The organism is Nocardioides sp. NPDC058538 (genome assembly GCF_042719275.1).
Lineage (GTDB): Bacteria > Actinomycetota > Actinomycetes > Propionibacteriales > Nocardioidaceae > Nocardioides.
Window position 1 is genome coordinate 102,155 of the sequence record NZ_JBHXNY010000015.1, and the last position, 20,043, is coordinate 122,197.

Here is a 20,043-nt window from a genome sequence, read left to right on the forward strand (position 1 = left end):
CCAGCGACGTCAGGTGGTGGTGGCGAGGACGAGGGGGTGGACGGTGGCGGCGCCGGCGTCGAGGAGGGCTCGGGCGGCGAGGGTGACGGTCCAGCCGGTCGCGATGCGGTCGTCGATGAGGAGTACGTCGGCACCCGGAGGGACATCGGCGTGGAGCGAGAAGCGGCGGCCGATGGCGGCGACACGCTGGGCGGAGTTGGAGGCGCCCTGGCCAGGACCGACGTCGGGGTCGACGATGGCCCACGAGCCGAGGACGGGGACGCGGAGATAGCGCGAGAGGCCTTCGGCGAAGTCGCGGGTCAGGGTGGGGCGGCTGGACGACTCGACGTAGACGATGCCGCCGACTCGTGGACGCCAGTCGCCGAGGACCTCGACGACCGCCTTCACCAGCGGAACCGGGACCGGCCCGTCCTGCGCGGGTTCGCGAAAGAGGTCGCGCAGCGCCTGGCCGTAGCCGAGGTCGGTCAGTCGCGCGACCGCGCGCCCCTCGAGCGGGCCGTCCTTGATCTTGCCCTTGAGCGAGATGCCGAGCCGGTCGAGGCCGGTGGGCCACATCTTCTTCGGCTCCACGACCACTCCGGGGCGCGACAGCCGCGCCGAGGCCTCCTCGACCGCACCCTCGGAGACCGACGACGTCACCGCGAAGCCACCGCAGTTGTCGCACCGGCCGCAGTCGACGGCACCGGGATCGTCGAGCTGCTCGCGCAGGAACCGCATCCGGCACTGGTCGGTCGAGATGTAGCCGAGCATCGCCTCCTGCTCCCGGCGACGGGCCTCGGCGACCCGGGCATACCGCTCCGCGTCGTAGTCCCACGGAACTCCTGTCGCCTCCCAGCCACCACCGACCCGGCGGGCGGCGCCGTCGACGTCGAGCACCTTGAGCATCTGCTCCAGACGTGACCGCGACAGGTCGACGTACGTCTCCAGCGCCTGTGTCGACAGGGCCCGGCCCGCCTCCGAGAGGACCCCCAGGGTCTGGCGCACCTGCTCCTCACGAGGGAACGCCAACGAGGCGAAGTAGGCCCAGATGTCGCGGTCCTCGATGCCCGGGAGGAGTACGACGGAGGCATCGGAGGTGCCACGCCCGGCGCGGCCCACCTGCTGGTAGTAGGAGACGGGCGAGGAGGGCGCACCCATGTTGACCACGAAGCCGAGCGTCGCGTCGAAGCCCATCCCGAGCGCCGAGGTCGCCACCAGTGCCTTGACCTTCCCGGCGGCCAGCGACTCCTCCAGGTCGGCCCGCTCGGCGGCCTCCGTGCGCCCCGAGTAGGCGGCCACGTCATGACCGCGCGAGCGCAGATAGTCGGCGATCTCCTCGGTCGCGGCCACGGTCAGGCAGTAGACGATGCCCGAACCGGGCTGCTCGGAGAGATGGTCGGAGAGCCAGGCCAGCCGCTGCTCGGGGGTCTTCAGATTGACCACTCCGAGCCGCAGCGACTCCCGGTCCAACGACCCTCGAAGAACGAGAACCCCCGAACCCATCTGCTCGGCGACGTCCGAGGTGACCCGAGAGTTGGCGGTCGCGGTGGTCGCGAGCACCGGGATCCCGTCGGGGAGGTCGGCCAGCAGTGTGCGGATCCGGCGGTAGTCGGGCCGGAAGTCGTGCCCCCAGTCGGAGATGCAGTGGGCCTCGTCGACCACCAGCAGCCCGCATTCGGCAGCCAGCCGCGGCAGCACCGCGTCGCGGAACTTCGGGTTGTTGAGCCGCTCGGGGGAGACCAGCAGGACATCCACCTCGCCGGCGTGGATGGCCTCCTCGATCGAGACCCAGTCCTCGGGGTTGGTCGAGTTGATCGTCACCGCCCGGATCCCGGCCCGTTGCGCCGCCGCGATCTGGTTGCGCATCAGCGCGAGCAGCGGCGAGACGATCACGGTCGGCCCGAGGCCGGCCTCGCGGAGCAGCAGCGTCGCCACGAAGTAGACCGCCGACTTCCCCCAACCCGTCTTCTGCACGACCAGCGCCCGGCGACGATCGACGGCGAGCGCCGAGATCGCCGACCACTGGTCCTCACGCAGCGTGGCGTCATCTCGGCCCACGAGGGCCCGCAGATGCGCTTCAGCACGAGAACGTACGTCGCCAGCCGGATCAGTCATGACCACAGGTCTATCAGGCGTCTCCGACAGAGTCGCCCAACGGCATCCGGGGCCAGCGGCAGCGCGAGGTCGAGCCGCCGCGAACCGTCACTCACCCGAGTGCACACAAAACAACGCCGAGCCGGCGCTGTTGGTCCTCCCCCACGGGGACCCGCAGAACCGGCTCGGCATCTCCAGTATGCGTCCAATCGCCGAACCGGCATAACCACACGCCCGAATTCGTACTTTAGTTACCCAAAGCGGTCGACGGCGCCGCCTCCGGTAGGAAACGGCGCCGTCGGGCCACTCTGTTGTCAGTGTGGCGAGATCAGCTCACCGAGACCGCGGTCCACGCCGCCTCGACGGCCGTGACCTCGGGGCTGGAGGCACCGTAGAGGTCCGAGGCCGCCTTCACCGTCGCGTCGCGCGCGCCGGCGTAGTCGGTGGTCGAGGTGAAGTAGGTCGAGTTGGCCCGGAACCAGATCTGCTCCGCCTTGTCGCGACCGATCCCGGCGATCGTCGAGCTGTCACAGGTCGTGCTCGAGTGCTCGACCCCACCGATCGTCTTCGTACCCGAGCCCTCGGAGAGCAGGTAGAAGAAGTGGTTGCCGACGCCGCTGGAGTAGTGGACGTCGAGGTCACCGGTCGAGGACGACCAGCAGTTGACCGAGTTGCCGTCGAAGGACGGGTTGTCCATCCGGCGCAGCGGGTCGCCGCCGTCGAGGATGAAGGACTCACCGATCAGGTAGTCGCCCTGGTCCTCGGCGTTGTCGGCGTAGAACTCGACCGCCGTGCCGAAGATGTCCGAGGTCGACTCGTTGAGGCCACCGGACTCACCGGAATACTCCAGGCCCGAGGTGTTCTCGGTGACACCGTGGGTCATCTCGTGGCCGGCGACGTCCAGCGAGACCAGCGGTCCGTAGCCGACACCGTCGCCGTCGCCGTACGTCATCTTCTCGCCGTCCCAGAAGGCGTTGACGTAGTCGTTGCCGTAGTGGACCCGGTTGTAGGAGCCCGAGCCGTCGCCGAAGATGCCGTCGCGGGCGTGGACGTTCTTGAAGTAGTCCCAGGTGACGTTGGTGCCGTACTGCGCGTCTGCAGCCGCGGTCGCCCGGTCGTCGTTGGAGCCGTTGCCGAAGGTGGTGGTCGGGCTGGTGACCACCGTCCCCGCCGCGCACCCGAACCCGAGGAGCTGGCACAGCAGGCTGTCCTCGGCGTTGTTCATGTCGGTCGTGTAGGTGCCGCCGCGGGTCTCGTCACGCAGCTCGTACGTCGAGCCGTTCTGCTTCACCTGCAGCGGGACGGTCCCGGAGTAGAGGGTGTTGCCCTCGCCGTCGATGGTGTGGATGCCCTCGACCCGGCGCAGCACCTTGCCGGTCTCCGCGTCGACGTACGTCGCCAGGCGCGAGGGGGTGCCGTCGGCCTGCTTGCCCTTGGTGGTCACCCGCCACGCCAGCGTCGGGGTGCCGTCGACCGCGTCGACGACGAGCTCGGGTGCGTACTTCTTGTCGGCCTGGAGCTTGGTGATCGTCTTGGTCACGGCGTCCAAGGTCAGCGCTGCCTTGGTGGCCACGGTCTCGCTGACGGCCGGCTTCACCGAGAGGTCGAGCACCTTGGTCAGCCCCTGGGAGACCGAGGTCAGGGTGCCGGCCTTGCTCTGGTGGGCGACCAGGTCGCCGCCGACGACCTCGAGGCCCTCGTACGTCCGGTTCATCCGAACGTGGGTGGCGCCGTTGGTGTCCTTCAGGGTCACCACGGGCTCGAGCTCCTGGCCCGCGCCGACCTTCCAGGTCGACGGCTTGCTCGTCAGCGCGCGGATCGCCTTGTCCGCGATCGACTCGTCGTCGATGACCTTCTGGGCAGCCAGGCCCGTCTGCGTGATGCTCGTCGGCGTGATGGCGGAGGCGGGTGCGGCAGGGGTGGCGCCGGCTGGGGTTCCGAAGGAGGCGATGAAGGCGGTTCCTGCAACGGCGGCAGCGGTGGTGGCACCAGCCGCTCGAACGAATCTACGCATGGGGGTTCTCCTCGAGATCAGGACCAGGATCGGACCGGATCCTTCCACCCGAATCGGGTGTGCGACCGAACAAATTCCTGCAATGCAGCTTTATGAAGCGGTCGCCCCGCGTAACTCGTTTACGTCGTTATCAAATATTAACCGAACGCACCCGGGGGCATGTCACCAGATGCGCACCCGGTCCTCCGGATCGAGCCACAGTCCGTCGCCCGGAGAGGTGCCGAAAACCTCGTGGAACTCGTCCAGGTTCCGGGCGATGTTGGCACGGAACTCCGGCGGGCTGTGCGGGTCGATCGTGAGGTACTGCTGCGCCTGCTCCTTGCGTCGCACCGTACGCCACACATAGGCCCAGTTGAGGAAGAGCCGCTGCCGGTCGCCGACGCCGGCGGAACCGTCGGTGGCGAGCATGTACGCGGCGTGCGCGATCGTCAGGCCACCCAGGTCGCCGATGTTCTCGCCGACGGTCAGCGCACCGTTGACGAACTCACCCGGCAGGTCCCGCGGCGAGAGCGCCGAATACTGATCGATGAGCGCCTTGGTCTTCACCTCGAAGGCCGCCTTGTCCGCCGGCGACCACCAGTCCTGCATGTTGCCGTCGCCGTCGAACTGGGCACCCTGGTCGTCGAAGCCGTGCCCGACCTCGTGGCCGATGACCGCGCCGATGCCGCCGTAGTTCTCCGCCGGGTGCGCGTCCTTGTCGAAGAACGGGCGCTGCAGGATCCCGGCCGGGAAGCAGATCTCGTTGGTGCCGGGGTTGTAGTAGGCGTTGACCGTCTGCGGCAGCATGAACCACTCGTCGCGGTCCACCGGGCTGCCGAGCTTGCCGAGCTGCCGGTCGGTCTCGAAGACCGAGGCCGCCGAGACGTTGCCGATCAGGTCGTCCTTGGAGATGGTCAGCGCCGAGTAGTCGCGCCACTTCGAGGGGTAGCCGATCTTCGGCGTGAACTTGTCGAGCTTCTCGTACGCCTTCTCCTTGGTCTCCTCGCCCATCCAGTCGAGCTCGGAGATCGACTTGCGGTAGGCCTCGAGGAGGTTGTGGACGAGCTCGTCCATCTGCGCCTTCGCCTCGGGCGGGAAGTGACGCGCGGCGTACTCCTTGCCGACCGCCTCGCCGATGGCGCCCTCCACGATCGCCACTCCGCGCTTCCAGCGTTCGCGCAGCTCAGGGGTGCCGTTGAGGGTGCGGCCGTAGAAGTCGAAGTTGGTCTCGACGAAGTCGTCGGTCAGGTAGGGCGCCGCCCAGCGCAGCACGTGGAAGTAGAGCCACGACTTCCAGTCGTCGATGTCGACCTCGCCGAGCACCGTCGAGAGGTGCGCGAAGAACGACGGCTGCCGCACGACCACCTCACCGAGCACCGCCTCGGTGGTCAGCTTCGAGCCGGAGAGGTTGCGGACGTACGCATCCCAGTTGAAGTTGGGGGCCAGCTCGCGCAGCTCGGCGAGGGTCAGCAGGTTGTAGGTCTTCTGCTTGTCGCGGGTCTCCTCGCGCGCCCAGTGGCCCTCGGCCAGGCGGGTGTCGATCCGGATGATCGTCTCGGCGGCCGCACGCGGGTCGGGGTGCTCGGCGAGCTCGTAGAGGCGGGTCAGGTAGTCGGCGTACTTCCCCAGCACCTCGGCGAACTTCTCGTCGAAGTAGTAGTCCTTGTCGGGCAGCCCGAGGCCGCCCTGGAGCAGGTTGAAGATGTAGCGGTCGGACTGCTTGTCGTCGTTGTCGACGTAGGACCCGAACAGCCCGTGACCGCCGATCCGCTCGACCTCGCCCAGGAACGCCGCCAGGTCGTCCGCGTCGCGAAGCCCGTCCACGGCAGCCCTCAGACCATCAAGAGGACGTACGCCGCGCGCGGCCACCCCCTCCACGTCCATGAAGCTCGCGAAGAGGTCGCCGATCTTCTGGGCGTCGCTGCCCGGCTCGCCGCCGGAGGCCGCGAGCTCCTCGATGATCGCGCGCACGTCCTTCTCGGCCTGGTCGGCGAGCATCACGAACGGCCCCCAGCTGGACCGGTCGGACGGAATCTCGACCTCCCGGAGCCAGGTGCCGTTGACGAACCCGAACAGGTCGTCCTGCGGTCGAATGCTGTCGTCCATGCCCGGGCGGGCGTCATCGAGGATCGTCACGCCCCCAGCGTAGATGCGAGGTCCCAAGCAGGTCAGCAACAACCCCGGATCAGCCCGGTTTGACGATGCGGTTCATCTCGAAGTGCATGGGGTCGGTCCACTTCCAGTTGCCGCCCCAGGTGAAGCCCCAGCGCTCGAAGATGGCGACGACGGTGCGGTCCATCTCACCGACGGTGCCGCGCTGGTTGCCGGCGGTGTTGAGGTCGACGGCGGTGCCGAAGGCGTGGTTGGAGAGCTGGGCGGTGTTGGCGATGAAGCGGGGGTAGTAGCAGCCGGCGTACTGCTTCGGGTCGATCGTCCTGGCGAGGCCACGATCGACGACCTCCTGGAGCGCGGCGCGCAGCTGCGGGATCATCACCTTGTTGCAGGTCACCGAGCCGAGGATCGGCACCTGGGCGGTCACGATGTGGGAGCTCACCCAGCTCGCGGCGGGGGTGATGGTGCCGTCGCCGTTGGCCCGGTAGGTGTAGTTGCCGACGGCCTCGGCGACGGTGCCGACGACGTACGCCTTCTGGGGAGCGTTGGGGTCGAGACCCGCGCGGGCGACGACGTCGAGGCGCTGGACGGAGGCGTCCGAGCCGACGACCTTCTGGATCGGCTTGACGACTCGGTTGGGGGCGATGGCGGCGGTGGAGACGATGAGCGCGTTGCCCTTCTCCATACCCATCTCCTCGCCCCACTTGTGGTTGACGACGGCCGCGGCGAGACCCGGCGGCTGGGGAGCGTAGGCACCGACGTGGACGGAGGCCGCGTCCTTCTTGGAGCCGAGCCGCACGAACCCGTCCTTGTCGGCCGGGAGCTCGTCCTGGCGCTCGGGGTCGATCGCCACCTCGCCACCGGCGACGCGCTGCCAGACCTCGTCGGAGTCGGCGCTCTGGAAGGGGGCGAAGTTGCGGTAGGTCGACGGGTCGACGGCGACCACCTTGACCAGCCGTCCCTCGACGCTGACCTGGGCCATCGAGATCTGCTCGACGCCGGAGACGCCGTCGAGTCCTCGGATCTTCTTGACGTCGGCGGACGAGAGGGTGTCCTCGGAGAGGATCAGCAGGTCGGTGGAGTGCAGCGTGCCCTCGCGCTTGCCGGGGATGTCGACGGCGTGCGAGGGGTCGGCTATTGGGCTCTCGTCCTTCGCTGCCCCGCTGGCGCTCGGACTCGCGCTGCCGCTCGGCGAGGCCGGCTTCGACGGCTCACCCGCGCAGGCGGCCAGGGTCACCACGAGCACCGCGCCGATTGCCGCAGCCGCTCTCCACGAGACCTGTCGCATCCATCTACCTCCCCGCAGGAAGGTTAGGCGAGGCCTGGTCAGCACCCAACTCGCTGGTAACTCAGCCGTTCAGGACCCGCGAGATCAGCCACGCGATGTCGTCGGCGGTCTCGTCGGGTGACTTGGTGGGCTGCATGACATGGCTGAGGACCACGCGGACGGTCATCTCGATGGCGGTGTCCGCCTGGTCGTCGGTCAGCCCGTGCCCGAACTTCTCGACGCGCTCGTGGATGAGCTCGGTCGCATAGCCCAGCAGCCCCTCGCTGTGGCTGGTGAGGTAGGGCAGCAGCTCGGTGTCGGCACCGTGGGTCGCCGAGACGACCGCGTGCAGCAGCTTGTTGTCCTGGGCTCGGTCGAGGACGCCGTACGTCGCCTGGCGGATCGCCCGGATGAAGTCGTCCTCCTGGTCGAAGGCCGTGCTCACGACCGCGAGGAACTGCTCCAGCTCACGCAGGATCAGCGACTTCGCCAGGGCCGGCTTGGCGCCGATGTCGTTGTAGACCGTCTGCCGGCTGACCCCGCACCGCTGGGCGATGCGGGACATCGTCACACTCGCCCACCCGGTCTCGGTGGTCATCTCGACGGCGGCATCGAGGATCCGCTGTCGGGTGGTTTCAGGTGCGCCGGCCGCCATGAAGGCAAAGTCTACGGCCATGCCTCCCTGCGGATGACCGGCCGGGTTAACTGCCCCACATCGTTTTGCACTCAATACCCCCGAGGTGCAACAATGCACTCTATGAGTGAGAGTGCAATCGGCTGTGGCGTATCGGGCCTGTCGAGATGATGCGACGGGATCGCACCGCGGCCGCCATCCATCGCGCCGCGCTCCAGATGACCGACGAGTTCGGCTTCGACGGCTGGACCATGGACCATCTCGCCGAGCGGGTCGGCGTCTCGCGACGTACGTTGTTCAACCACGTTCCGAGCAAGATGGACGCCGTCCTCGGTCCTGACCACGAGCCCGATCCCGAGCTGGGCGCGACCTTCGTCGGAGGCGGCCCCACCGGACACGTCGGCCGCGACCTCGGCGTCCTCGTGCGCACGGTGCTCGAGGCCGAGAAGGTGGACCACGACGACCTCGTCCTCATCCGGCGCGTCCTCAAGACCGACAAGCAGGTGCTCGACGCCGCGCACGCGCGCTTCGAGAAGGCGACGGCTCACTTCGCCGAGGTGATCTCTCAACGCGAAGGCGACCAGATGACCCCGGAGCTCGCCGGCGTCGCACTGCGTCTGGTGATCGTCGTCTTCGACGCCGCGCTCGACGCCTACCTCGCCAATCCTTCGGCCGGCACCGTCGCCGACCACTTCACCCGGATCTTCGACGACCTCGTCGATCTGTTCTGAACCACTGACCAGGGGGAACCCCGAAATGGCCAAGCTGCTCTATCGACTCGGAAAGACCGCCTACCGGCGGTGGCCGATCTTCGTCGCCGTCTGGATGATCGTGATCATCGGGATCGGCGCCGTGGCGACCACGATGTCCAAGCCGATGTCCACGACCTTCACCATGCCCGGCCTCGAGTCGGTCGAGGCCGCCGAGGAGCTGCCCGAGATCATGGGCAGCGAGGAGGGCTCGGTGCTCGACGCCGCCTCCATCGAGGTGGTCGTCGCGGCGCCCGAGGGCGAGACCCTCACGAGCTCCGACAACCAGGCCGCCGTGGCCGAGCTCGTCACGAACCTCGCGGCGCTCGACGACGTACCCGACCAGATCTCCTACATCTGGACCCCGGAGATGGCCGAGGCAGCCGCCCCGGCGACGGCCCAGGCGATGTCCGCGCAGGGTGGTCAGCAGGTGAGCGAGAAGCAGGCGCTGCAGATGCTGCTCGGCCAGCTCGAGGCCCAGCCGACGCTGTCCGACGACGGCCGGATCGGCCTGATCTCGACCCAGTTCGAGGACGTCGACGTCTCCGAGGTGACCCCGGAGATGCAGCAGGAGGTCACCGACGTCGTCGAGGAGGCCGACGCGGCCTCCGGCCTCCAGGTCGAGGTACGCGGCCAGGGCATGCAGGTCCAGGAGATCGGCGGCGCCAGCGCCGAGCTGGTCGGCATCGTGCTCGCCCTGCTCATCCTGCTGCTGACCTTCGGCTCGTTCGTGGCCGCCGGGCTCCCGATCCTCACCGCCGCCATCGGCGTCGGCATCGGCACCATGGGGATCACGGCACTCACCGCGTTCACCGACGTCTCCTCGACCACCCCGATGCTCGCCACGATGATCGGCCTCGCGGTCGGGATCGACTACGCGCTGTTCATCCTGGCGCGCTACCGCAGCGAGCTCGACCACACCGACGACCGTGAGGAGGCGATCGGCGTCGCCGTCGGCACCGCCGGCTCCGCGGTCGTCTTCGCCGGCCTCACCGTCGTGATCGCACTCTCCGCGCTCAGCGTCGTCGGCATCCCGTTCCTGACCTACATGGGCCTGGGTGCCGCGGCCACCGTCGTGGTCGCCGTCCTGGTCGCGCTGACCCTGCTCCCGGCACTGCTGGGTGTGTTCAAGTCGAAGGCCTTCGGCCTGTCGGTACGCCACTACAACCCCAAGCGCGAGGCCAACGGTCGCGTGCTCAACAACGGTGTCCGCTGGGCCCGGTTCATCGGCAAGGCGCCCATCGTCTGGGTGCTGATCGTGGTCATCGGCCTGGGCGCCCTGGCCATCCCCTTCAAGGACCTGCACCTGGGCATGCCGGGCGACAGCACCGCCCCCGCGGACAGCTCGCGCCGGCAGGCGGTCGAGCTGGTCGAGGAGGGCTTCGGCCCGGGCCGCCTCGACCCGATGATGCTGGTGGTCGATGCCCGCGAGACGCCCGGCGACGCGGCCGCCAAGCAGGCCACCTACGCCCGGGTGGCGGAGTGGGCCGGCTCCCTGGACGGGGTAGCCAAGGTGGTGCCCCCGTCGGGCAACGAGAACGGCGCGGTGATCCTGATCGAGCCGGAGACCGCCCCGGAGGACGAGGCGACCGAGGACCTGCTGGCGGAGCTGCGCGAGGGCGAAGGCGCTCTCGAGGAGGAGACCGGCGCGGACCTCGCGGTCACCGGCACCTCCGCGATCATGTCCGACATCTCCGAGAAGCTCAACGACGCACTGCTGCCCTACCTCGCGATCGTGATCGGGTTGGCGTTCCTCCTGCTGATGCTCGTCTTCCGCTCGATCCTGGTGCCGCTGACCGCGACGCTCGGCTTCCTGCTGTCGGTCCTGGCCACCCTCGGCGTCACCGTCGCGGTCTTCCAGGAGGGTGCCTTCGGGATCTTCGACGGCCAGCCCATCGTCAGCTTCATGCCGATCTTCCTGATCGGGCTGGTCTTCGGCCTGGCGATGGACTACCAGGTCTTCCTGGTCACCCGGATCCGGGAGGCCCACGTCCACGGTGCCTCCTACAAGGAGGCCGTGGTCGACGGGTTCCGCAACTCGGCCCGGGTGGTCACGGCCGCCGCGCTGATCATGACCGCCGTCTTCTCGGGCTTCATCCTGATGGACGACCCGATCATCAAGTCCATGGGCTTCGCGCTCGCCGCGGCGGTCGTCTTCGACGCCTTCATCGTGCGGATGCTCCTCATCCCGACGCTGATGTACCTGATGAGGGAGAAGGCCTGGTGGCTGCCGAAGTGGCTCGACCGGATCCTCCCGAACGTCGACGTCGAGGGTGAGAGCCTGGAGCGTCACTACCTCGCCGACCACTACGCCGAGGAGCCGCGGGAACCCGAGCTCGCAAAGCGCTGACCGTCACCGGCAGCAGACAGCCCCCGATCTCGTACGAGGTCGGGGGCTGTCGCCGTCCGAGTAGGGCTACGAGACGGAGTCCGAGGCGAGAGGCACGAAGTCGACCTTCTCGCGCACGCCACAGTCCGGGCAGCACCAGTCGTCCGGCACGTCCCCCCACGATGTGCCGGCGGCGAACCCCTCTGCCTCGTTGCCCTCCTCCACCCGGTAGGTGTAGCCGCACCCGGGACAGCGGGCGGCCAGCACCTCCTGGCCGATGACCCGCGCGACGGTGTCGTCGCCGGTCTCGGCACGATCTGCGCCCGGCGCCGGATACTTCGCCAGGATCCTGTCCCGCTTGCGCGGCAGGATGTTGGCCCGCGACATGTCGCCGTCGAAGTGCGCCAGCACCCTGGGGTCCATCACCCGGCGCCAGACCGGCGGCACGATCGCGAGCAGGATCATCCCGGCATAGCCGGTCGGTAGCACCGGAGACTCCTTGTAGTCGCGCAGGGTCTGGTAGCGGCGTACGGGGTTGGCGTGGTGGTCGCTGTGGCGCTGCAGGTGGTAGAGCAGCACGTTGGTGGCGATGTTGTTGGAGTTCCAGGAGTGGCTGGGGTCGACGCGCTCGTAGCGCCGGCCGACCCTCTGCCGGAGCATCCCGTAGTGCTCCATGTAGTTGATCACCTCGAGCAGCGAGAACCCGACGACGGCCTGGATCAGCAGGAACGGGATCACCACGGGCCCGAGCCACACGATCAGCCCACCCCAGAGCACCGCGGACATCAGCCAGGCGTTGAGTACGTCGTTGCCGATCCGGAACGGGTGCTGGTCGCGGCGGGCGTACCTCTTCCTCTCCAGCCGCCAGGCGCTCTTCAGCGACCCCGAGACCGTGCGCGGCCAGAAGGTGTAGAAGGACTCGCCGACCTTGGCCGAGGCCGGGTCCTCGGGAGTCGCGACGCGGACGTGGTGGCCGCGGTTGTGCTCGATGTAGAAGTGGCCGTAGAAGCTCTGCGCGAGCGCGACCTTGGAGAGCCAGCGCTCGACGTCTTCGCGCTTGTGGCCGAGCTCGTGGGCGGTGTTGATGCCGATACCGCCGATGCAGCCGACCGAGATCGCCAGCCCGACCCGGTCGATCATGCTCAGGGTGTGGCCGTCCAGGGAGCCGTGGGCGGCGAGGGCCATGCCGCCGATGAAGACGGCGTACTGCAGCGGGAGGTAGGAGTAGACGATCCAGCGGTAGTACCTGTCGTTCTCCAGCGCCTCGATCATGTCGTCGGGCGGGTTGGACCTGTCGAGCCCTGCGAACAGGTCGATGGCCGGGACCACGATCAGGATGATGATCGGACCGGTCCACAGGAACGCGCCGACGTCGGTGAGATGCCAGCCGCCGATCGCGATGAACCCGAGGAGCGGCACCACCAGGCCGAGCAACCACAGATGGCGCTTCTTGTCGCGCCACTGTTCGGTCGAGCCGTCGGGCACCGTGCTGTTGGTGATCTCCATCGTTGGCCCCTTTGACGCTGAGTTTGATTGACAAACGAGGATGATCTGTCAAGTGTCGTACGTCACGTCGGTGCTTGTAAATAGGATGGGCGGATGACGACGACGAGCCTGCCCTTCGGCATCGACTTCGGCGGCACGGGCATCAAGGGTGCCCCGATCGATCTCGCGACCGGCGAGTTCGCCGAGGAACGCGTACGCATCCCGACACCCGAACGCTCCACCCCCGACGCCATCGCCGAGATCTTCGTGGACCTGCTCTCCCAGTTCCCGGACTACGACGGGAAGGTCGGCGTGACCGTCCCAGGCGTCGTACGCCACGGGGTGGTCCACTCCGCGGCCAACATCGACAAGTCCTGGATCGGCGCCGACGCGGACGCGATCTTCACCGCGGCCACCGGACGCGACGTGCACGTGGTCAACGACGCCGACGCCGCCGGCCTGGCGGAGGTGCGCTACGGCGCCGCTGAGGGTCGGCGTGGACTGGTCGTCATGACCACCCTCGGCACCGGCATCGGCTCGGCACTCCTCTACGACGGCGTGCTGGTGCCCAACTCCGAGCTCGGCCACCTCGAGCTCGACGGCCACGACGCCGAGACCCGCGCCTCCAACATCGCCCGCAAGCGCGAGGACCTCTCCTGGAAGCACTGGGCCAAACGGCTGCAGAGGTACTACCAGCACCTGGAGATGCTCTTCTCCCCCGACCTATTCCTTGTCGGCGGAGGGGTCTCGAAGGAGGCGGCGGAATTCCTGCCGCTGCTCGACCTGGACACCGAGATCATCCCGGCGAAGCTGCTCAACACCGCCGGCGCCGTCGGGGCCGCGCTGTACGCCGAAGAGCTCGCCACCGACTGACGGCGGTCCGGGCGGCCCCGGTGGCCACGGCGGCCCCTGGGGTCCCGGCGGTCCTTGGGATCCCGGGGGTCCCGGCGGCAGGGGCGGCATCGGCGGCCAGGCAGGTCGAGAATCCCACGGAGCCCCCGCCTTCCTCGTCTTCTTCGCCTGCACGAGGAAGGCCTTGCGCTCGGCCCGCCGGCGTCGCGCCGTCGGGTTCCAGAACACCCGGTACGCCGCGTACGTCGCGCAAGCGATCACCAGCAGCGCGACCAGTCCGACGATTAGGGCCCAGTCGGCCCGGGCGCGCACCCCGGTGGCGGTGGTCGAGGCGTCCTCGAGATAGCCGTCGTTCAGGTCGGCTCGCGCGCTGGCCGCGCCGACGTCGAGGAACAGCACCAGCTCACCGAGCTCGGTCAGCGGGTTCTGCATGCCCTCGACGTCGGCCGTCGCCTCACCGACCTCGGTGATCACCTCGGCGGTGCGGGGCAGCGTGGTGGCGAGCTCGCGATACCGGTCATCCTCGTTGGCGCCCTCGTAGGCCTCCTTCGCCGCGGCCGGCACCGGCAGATCGGCCTTCTCGGCCGCCTCCTGGACCTTGGTGGCGTAAGCACTCGCAACACCGATCTCGCCGATGACCGTGCCCACGTCCTCAAACGTCCACGCGGCCATGATGTCGCGGAGTCCCAGCGGCGGCAGCCACTCGCCGTCGGCACTGTCGATCGCGGCGTACGCCTTGCGGGCCTTGGCCCTCGAGTCGAGCTGCTTGGCCTCGGCGCGGGTGAGCACCCAGTTCTTCAGCGGCTTCTCCGGGGAGGCATCGGTGTCGTACCGCTGCACGATGTCGAGGAAGAGGCGCCAGTCGACCGGGCCGCTGGTGATCTCGTCATCGGCGGCGTCGTAACCGGTGCGGCCGTCGTAGACGTCGTCGACCACATGGGTCAGCTCCTCGTCGGAAAGGTCCGCGAGCATGGCCGAGACGGCTGTGTAGGCAGCCGGGTAGCCGTACGCGTCCTTCTCCTGGCTCCAACCGGCGGCATCCCAGGTCAGGAGGGGGAACGCGGCCTTGCTGCGACGCTTCACCTTGCCGTACTTCTGCCCCTTGGCACCGACCTTCTCCGTCGCGTGCTGGGCGACGAGCTCGGTCAGGCCCTCGCTCAGCCAGCGACCCTCGACGATGTCTGGGTTGATCCAGGCGTGGGTCATCTCGTGGTAGAGGATCGCCGTGTCCAGGTCCTCGGAGACGACGATCTCGTCGGCGTCGGAGTCGAACCAGGCGTAGCCGACCGCCTCCGCCGAACCGTCCTCACGAATCGTCTCGAGCCCACCGGGCCACTCGTTGCCGGTCAGCTCCTCCAGCACCGGCATGCCCTCGGTGACCCGCTTCTCGGCGAAGTCGATCCACTCCTCGTCCTTGGGAAAGCTCTGCAGCGACAGCTTCGTGTCGCCGACCTTGATCTTCTTCTCGTCGAAGGCCTTGGGGTCGCGGGCGGAGACGCCGGCGTCGACGAAGTCGCCCTCGGAGTGCCAGGTCGTCGTCTTGCCCTTGGTGCGCTTGCTGAAGTCGCCCGAGGAGGCGGTGAACGTCATCGACTTCGGCAGCACGACGTCGACGGTCACCTGCCCGTCGTCACCGAGGCCGATCACCGGGAAGACGGCGTACCCCTCGCCGATCCGGGTGTGGTTCTTCTTCGCCCGGATCGGGGCGCCCTTCAGCTCGTACGTCCAGGTGATCGTGCGCGACTTGCCGTAGTAGAGGTTCGGGAAGGAGACGGTCACCACCGCGAGACCGGTGCCCTTGATCTTCTCGGTGCTCACCGGCAGCTTCGCGCCGTTGCTGGTCGCCCTGACCTTCGTCGCCCCGGCCGGGATCGGAATCGCGTGGCCGGTCAGGAAGTAGTAGGTCGTGGCCGTGCTCGGCTGCTGGTTGGTGACCGTGACCTCGGCCTTCACCTTGACGGTCCTGGCCTTCTCGTCGAGCACATAGCGGGTGCGCGAGGACTCGCCGACACCGTCGTTGGGCGCCGCGACGGCTGCCGGCGCGGTCGTCACCAGCCCAGCACCCAGCACCCCGAGCACGAACACAGCTGCCACGACGCGCCGGAGTCGACCTGCTTCCTGACCGTTCTCCACCCCGGAACCTTAGACCGATGCCCCGATGGGTACGTCCTTTTTAAAGCCTTCTGGGACGCCAGCCCCGGCGCGTCAGGCCCACGGCGTGCCCCACTTGTCGGCGAAGGCGATCTCGCCGAGCGGCCGCCGGACGCGCTCGCGCTCCTCGCGCTCCGCGTCGCGCGGGTCGACCTGCGCGGGGTCACCGTGGAGGCCGACCGCGATCCCCGTCATCACCTTCCACCAGTCCGGTACGCCGAACGCCGCTGCCACGGCGTCGTGGTCGAACCCGGCGAACTGGTGGGAGGAGAGGCCGAGGGAGGCGGCCTGGACGGTGAGATGGGCGGCCGCCTGACCGAGGTCGTAGTGGGAGTAGTCCGACCACTTCGGGCCGTTGCCGTCCGGGCCCACACCGACCTGGGAGATCGCGACGAACACGGCCGATGCCCGCGGCACCCAGCCGGAGTTGCCGCGGGACAGATGGCTCACGAACGTCGCGTGCCCGGCGGACCCGCGGGGCAGCACCAGGAACGACCACGGCTGGCTGTTGCCCGCGCTCGGCGCCCACCGGGCCGCCTCGAGGAGCAGCCTTATCTCGGCGTCGACGAGCTCGTGGGCCGGGTCGAAAACACTCACCGACCAGCGATCACGCAGGTGCTCGGTCAGTTCCTCGGCGCCGGCCTGGGGCGCGCGCTTCGCGGCAGTCATGCCGCTATTCTGCAATGTCTACCGACTTGGAAGACAAACGTCTCAGGCGAGGTAGCGGCCGGGCCGGTGGTTGAAGGCCAGGATGATGTTGAGGACGACCGCGCCGAGGGCGGAGAGGATGACGGTCGCGGGCGAGACGACGAAGAGCGCGAGCAGGATGACGCTCACGTCGAGGCCCATCTGGACGTACCCGGCTCGGAGGTTGAGCCGCTCCTGCAGGAGCAGGGCGAGCACGTTGAACCCGCCCAGCGAGGCACCGTGGCGGAAGATCACCAGGAGCCCGAGGCCGACGAGCAGGTTGCCGGCCACGACCCCGTAGACGGCGTCGAGGCCGTCGAGCGGAAGCAGGTCGGCGTGGACCCGGGTCATCGCCGAGACCGCGATGACGCAGCCGAGTGACCGGAGGGTGAACCCGATGCCCTTCTTGGAGAGCGCGAGCCCGAAGAAGGGCAGGTTGACCAGGACGAACAGCACCTCGAACGGCAGCCCGGTCCAGTAGCTCACCAGCAGGCTCAGTCCGGCGGTGCCGCCGGTGACCGCTCCGACCGACTGGATCAGGTAGAGGCCCAGTGAGGTCACCACGATGCTGGTGACGTAGCCGAGCGCGTCCTCCAGCAACGTATGGGGGACGCGGATCGACTCGAGGGAGTCTGTAAACGGCTCGGACACGACACTCATTCTGGGTGTCGTGCCCGAGCCGTGCAGAATTCACCAGAGCGAGACCTACGTCACGTTTCCGCTGGTCAGGTGTTGTTTGTCTGTGTCTATGCCGGTCAAGCAGGCACCCGGGCGAGGGCGCTGACGATCTCGTCGACCTTGGCCTTGGCGTCGCCGAAGAGCATCTGCGAGTTCTCCCGGAAGAAGAGCGGGTTCTGCACACCGGCATAGCCCGCGGCCATCGACCGCTTGAAGACGACCACGTTCTTGGCCTCCCAGACCCGCAGGACGGGCATGCCCGCGATCGGGCTGGTGGGGTCCTCGGCGGCGGCCGGGTTCACGGTGTCGTTGGCACCGATGACCAGGACGACGTCGGTCTCGGCCAGGTCGTCGTTGACCTCGTCCATCTCCAGGACGATGTCGTAGGGCACCTTGGCCTCGGCCAGCAGCACGTTCATGTGACCCGGCAGACGGCCGGCGACGGGGTGGATGCCGAAACGTACGTCCACGCCCTTGTCACGCAGGATGCGGGTGAGCTCTGCGACCGGGTACTGCGCCTGGGCGACGGCCATGCCGTAGCCCGGGGTGATCACGACGGAGGAGGCGCCGGCGAGGAGGTCGGCGGTGTCCTCCGCATTGATCTCGCGGTGCTCGCCGTAGTCGACGTCACCGGCAGGCCCGGCCTCGATGCCGAAGCCACCGGCGATCACCGAGATGAACGAGCGGTTCATCGCCTTGCACATGATGTAGGACAGGTACGCACCAGAGGACCCGACCAGGGCGCCGGTGACGATCAGCAGGTCGTTGCCGAGGAGGAAGCCGGAGGCGGCCGCGGCCCAGCCGGAGTAGCTGTTGAGCATCGAGACCACGACCGGCATGTCACCGCCACCGATGGAGGCGACCAGGTGCCAGCCGAGCGCCAGCGCCACGACGGTGACGGCGATCAGCAGCGGGAGCGTCGGGTTGATGACGTAGACGACCGTCAGGATCACGAAGACGACGAGGGCGCCGATGTTGATGACGTTCTTGCCCGGCAGCATCAGCGGCGCCGACTTCATCCGCGCGGAGAGCTTGAGGAAGGCGACGATCGAGCCGGTGAAGGTGACCGCACCGATGAAGACGCCGATGAAGACCTCGGCCGAGTGGATGGCTCCACCGTGGACGTGGCCGGCAGCGGCCTCGAGGTGGCCGTTCCAGCCGATCAGGACGGCCGCCAGACCCACGAAGGAGTGCAGCAGCGCGATCAGCTCGGGCATGCCGGTCATCTCGACGACCTTGGCACGCCACAGACCGATGATCGCGCCGACCGCGACCGCGACGACCAGGACGATCACCGCGGTGGTGGTGCCGCCATCGACGACCTGGATCACGGTCGCGACCAGCGCCAGCGTCATGCCGGCCACGCCGTAGAGCCAGCCCTGCGAGGCGGTCTCGTGCTTGGACAGCCCTGCCAGCGACAGGATGAAGAGGAGGGCGGCGACGAGGTAGGCGGCGCCGGCGATCGAGAAGATATCCATGACGTGTTACCTCAGGCCTTCCGGAACATCGAGAGCATGCGGCGGGTCACGGCGAAGCCACCGAAGATGTTGATGCTCGCCAGCAGCGTGGCGATGCCCGCGAGCACGAGCACCACGTTGTCAGCGACCGTGAGCTGCAGCAGGGCGCCGACCACGACGATGCCGGAGATCGCGTTGGTCACCGACATCAGCGGGGTGTGCAGCGCGTGGTGTACGTGGCCGATCACGTAGAACCCGATCACGATCGACAGCGTCAGCACGGTGAAGTGCCGGGTGATCTCGGCCGGAGCGACCGCGTTGAGCAGGAAGAGGGCGAGCGCACCGGTGCCGACCAGGGCGAGCTTCGCCCCGGCGGAGAGCGGCTTCTTCTCCTCCTTGACCGCGACCTCAGCGGGGGCGGCCACGGCCGGAGCCGCGGAGACCTGGACCGGCGGGGGCGGCCAGAGCACGCCGCCGTCGTGCACGACGGTCAGGCCGCGCTGGACCTGGTCCTCGAGATCGAGAGCGAGTACGCCGTCCTTCTCGGGCGTCACCAGCTTCATCAGGTTCACCAGGTTGGTGCCGTAGAGCTGGCTCGACTGCGCGGGAAGACGCGCCGGCAGGTCGGTGTAGCCGATGATCGTGACGCCGTTGGGCGTGGTGACGACCTCGTCCTTCACGGTGCCCTCGACGTTTCCGCCCATCGCGGCCGCCATGTCGACGATGACCGAGCCGGGCTTCATGCTCGCCACATCGGCCGCCGTGATCAGCTTCGGCGCCGGGCGGCCCGGGATCAGCGCGGTCGTCACGATGATGTCGACGTCCTCAGCCTGCTCGGAGTAGATCTCCGCGGCACGCTGGTCGTAGGCCTCCGAGGTCGCCTTGGCGTAGCCGTCGGTCGACTTCTCGACCTCGACCTCGACCTTCAGGTATTCACCGCCGAGCGACTTGACCTGGTCGGCGACCTCCGGACGGGGGTCGGTGGCGCGCACGATCGCGCCCAGCGAGCTCGCGGCGCCGATCGCGGCCAGACCGGCCACACCGGCACCGGCCACGAGGACCTTCGCCGGCGGCACCTTGCCCGCCGCGGTCACCTGGCCGGTGAAGAAGCGGCCGAAGTGGTGGGCCGCCTCGACCACGGCGCGGTAGCCCGCGATGTTGGCCTGGCTGGAGAGGATGTCCATGGACTGCGCCCGCGAGATGCGCGGCACCGCGTCCATCGCGAAGGCGTCGACCTTGCGGGCGGCCAGGGCGTCGAGCAGCTCACCGCTCTGCGCCGGCGCCAGCGGGGCGACCAGGGTGGCACCGCTCTTCAGCAGCTCGACCTCGCCTACCGAGGGGGCATTGATCCGGAAGACCAGGTCGCCACCCCACGCGTCGGCGGCCGTGCCGATCCGGGCGCCGGCCTCGGCGTACGCCTCGTCCTTGAAGCTGGACGCCTCGCCGGCCCCGCCCTCGATGACGACGTCATAGCCCAGACCTGTCAGTTGTTTGACGGTCGCGGGGGTGGCCGCCACCCGGGTCTCCCCTGGCTTCGTCTCTCGGGTCACTCCGATGAGCATCCTGGACTCCTTGG

Annotated in this window: 13 protein-coding genes; 3 read left to right on the plus strand and 10 right to left on the minus strand. The window is 68.5% G+C overall.

What is annotated here, in order from left to right; all coding sequences use genetic code 11:
• Positions 1-9: 9 nt before the first annotated feature.
• The 5 genes from ACFWQC_RS15515 to ACFWQC_RS15535 form a co-directional block, all read right to left on the minus strand.
• On the minus strand, positions 10-2,094 hold the full coding sequence (locus ACFWQC_RS15515) for a DEAD/DEAH box helicase (RefSeq protein ID WP_378679414.1): 2,085 nt from the start codon (positions 2,092-2,094) through the stop codon (positions 10-12).
• Positions 2,095-2,401: 307 nt separating this feature from the next.
• The gene (locus tag ACFWQC_RS15520; RefSeq protein WP_378679417.1) at positions 2,402-4,087 is read right to left on the minus strand and encodes a M4 family metallopeptidase; all 1,686 of its coding nucleotides are present in this window, start codon (positions 4,085-4,087) and stop codon (positions 2,402-2,404) included.
• 162 nt (positions 4,088-4,249) lie between these two features.
• Entirely contained in the window at positions 4,250-6,202 is a 1,953-nt protein-coding gene (locus ACFWQC_RS15525) for a M13 family metallopeptidase (protein WP_378679420.1), read from the minus strand.
• Positions 6,203-6,251: 49 nt separating this feature from the next.
• Positions 6,252-7,466 (minus strand): M15 family metallopeptidase, encoded by a 1,215-nt coding sequence (locus ACFWQC_RS15530; protein WP_378679423.1) that lies wholly within the window; start codon positions 7,464-7,466, stop codon positions 6,252-6,254.
• 61 nt (positions 7,467-7,527) lie between these two features.
• Positions 7,528-8,121, minus strand: coding sequence for a TetR family transcriptional regulator (locus ACFWQC_RS15535; RefSeq protein ID WP_378679426.1), 594 nt, complete (start codon positions 8,119-8,121; stop codon positions 7,528-7,530).
• 125 nt (positions 8,122-8,246) lie between these two features.
• On the opposite strand from ACFWQC_RS15535, the gene ACFWQC_RS15540 reads away from it, so the two are divergent.
• Both ACFWQC_RS15540 and ACFWQC_RS15545 read left to right on the plus strand, forming a co-directional pair.
• Positions 8,247-8,810 carry a TetR/AcrR family transcriptional regulator gene (locus ACFWQC_RS15540; protein ID WP_378679429.1) on the plus strand — a complete coding sequence of 188 codons (564 nt, stop codon included), beginning with the start codon at positions 8,247-8,249 and terminating at the stop codon, positions 8,808-8,810.
• Between the two features lie 25 nt (positions 8,811-8,835).
• The gene (locus ACFWQC_RS15545; RefSeq protein WP_378679432.1) at positions 8,836-11,178 is read left to right on the plus strand and encodes an MMPL family transporter; all 2,343 of its coding nucleotides are present in this window, start codon (positions 8,836-8,838) and stop codon (positions 11,176-11,178) included.
• Positions 11,179-11,244: 66 nt separating this feature from the next.
• On the opposite strand, the gene ACFWQC_RS15550 is transcribed toward ACFWQC_RS15545, so the two are convergent.
• A complete protein-coding gene (locus tag ACFWQC_RS15550; RefSeq protein ID WP_378679435.1) occupies positions 11,245-12,663 on the minus strand; it encodes a fatty acid desaturase in 1,419 nt (472 codons plus the stop codon).
• Positions 12,664-12,756: 93 nt separating this feature from the next.
• Between ACFWQC_RS15550 and ppgK the strand changes: the two genes are divergently transcribed.
• Positions 12,757-13,515: a polyphosphate--glucose phosphotransferase gene (ppgK, locus tag ACFWQC_RS15555; protein ID WP_378679438.1), complete on the plus strand. Its 759-nt coding sequence runs from the start codon at positions 12,757-12,759 to the stop codon at positions 13,513-13,515.
• Positions 13,516-15,699: 2,184 nt separating this feature from the next.
• On the opposite strand, the gene ACFWQC_RS15560 is transcribed toward ppgK, so the two are convergent.
• From ACFWQC_RS15560 to ACFWQC_RS15575, 4 genes are all read right to left on the minus strand, one after another.
• The gene (locus ACFWQC_RS15560) at positions 15,700-16,314 is read right to left on the minus strand and encodes a nitroreductase family protein (RefSeq protein ID WP_378679441.1); all 615 of its coding nucleotides are present in this window, start codon (positions 16,312-16,314) and stop codon (positions 15,700-15,702) included.
• A gap of 42 nt (positions 16,315-16,356) precedes the next feature.
• Positions 16,357-16,992 carry a YitT family protein gene (locus ACFWQC_RS15565; RefSeq protein WP_378679444.1) on the minus strand — a complete coding sequence of 212 codons (636 nt, stop codon included), beginning with the start codon at positions 16,990-16,992 and terminating at the stop codon, positions 16,357-16,359.
• 95 nt (positions 16,993-17,087) lie between these two features.
• On the minus strand, positions 17,088-18,488 hold the full coding sequence (gene pntB / locus ACFWQC_RS15570; protein ID WP_378679447.1) for a Re/Si-specific NAD(P)(+) transhydrogenase subunit beta: 1,401 nt from the start codon (positions 18,486-18,488) through the stop codon (positions 17,088-17,090).
• Positions 18,489-18,499: 11 nt separating this feature from the next.
• The gene (locus ACFWQC_RS15575; protein WP_378679450.1) at positions 18,500-20,029 is read right to left on the minus strand and encodes a Re/Si-specific NAD(P)(+) transhydrogenase subunit alpha; all 1,530 of its coding nucleotides are present in this window, start codon (positions 20,027-20,029) and stop codon (positions 18,500-18,502) included.
• Between the last annotated feature and the right edge of the window lie 14 nt (positions 20,030-20,043).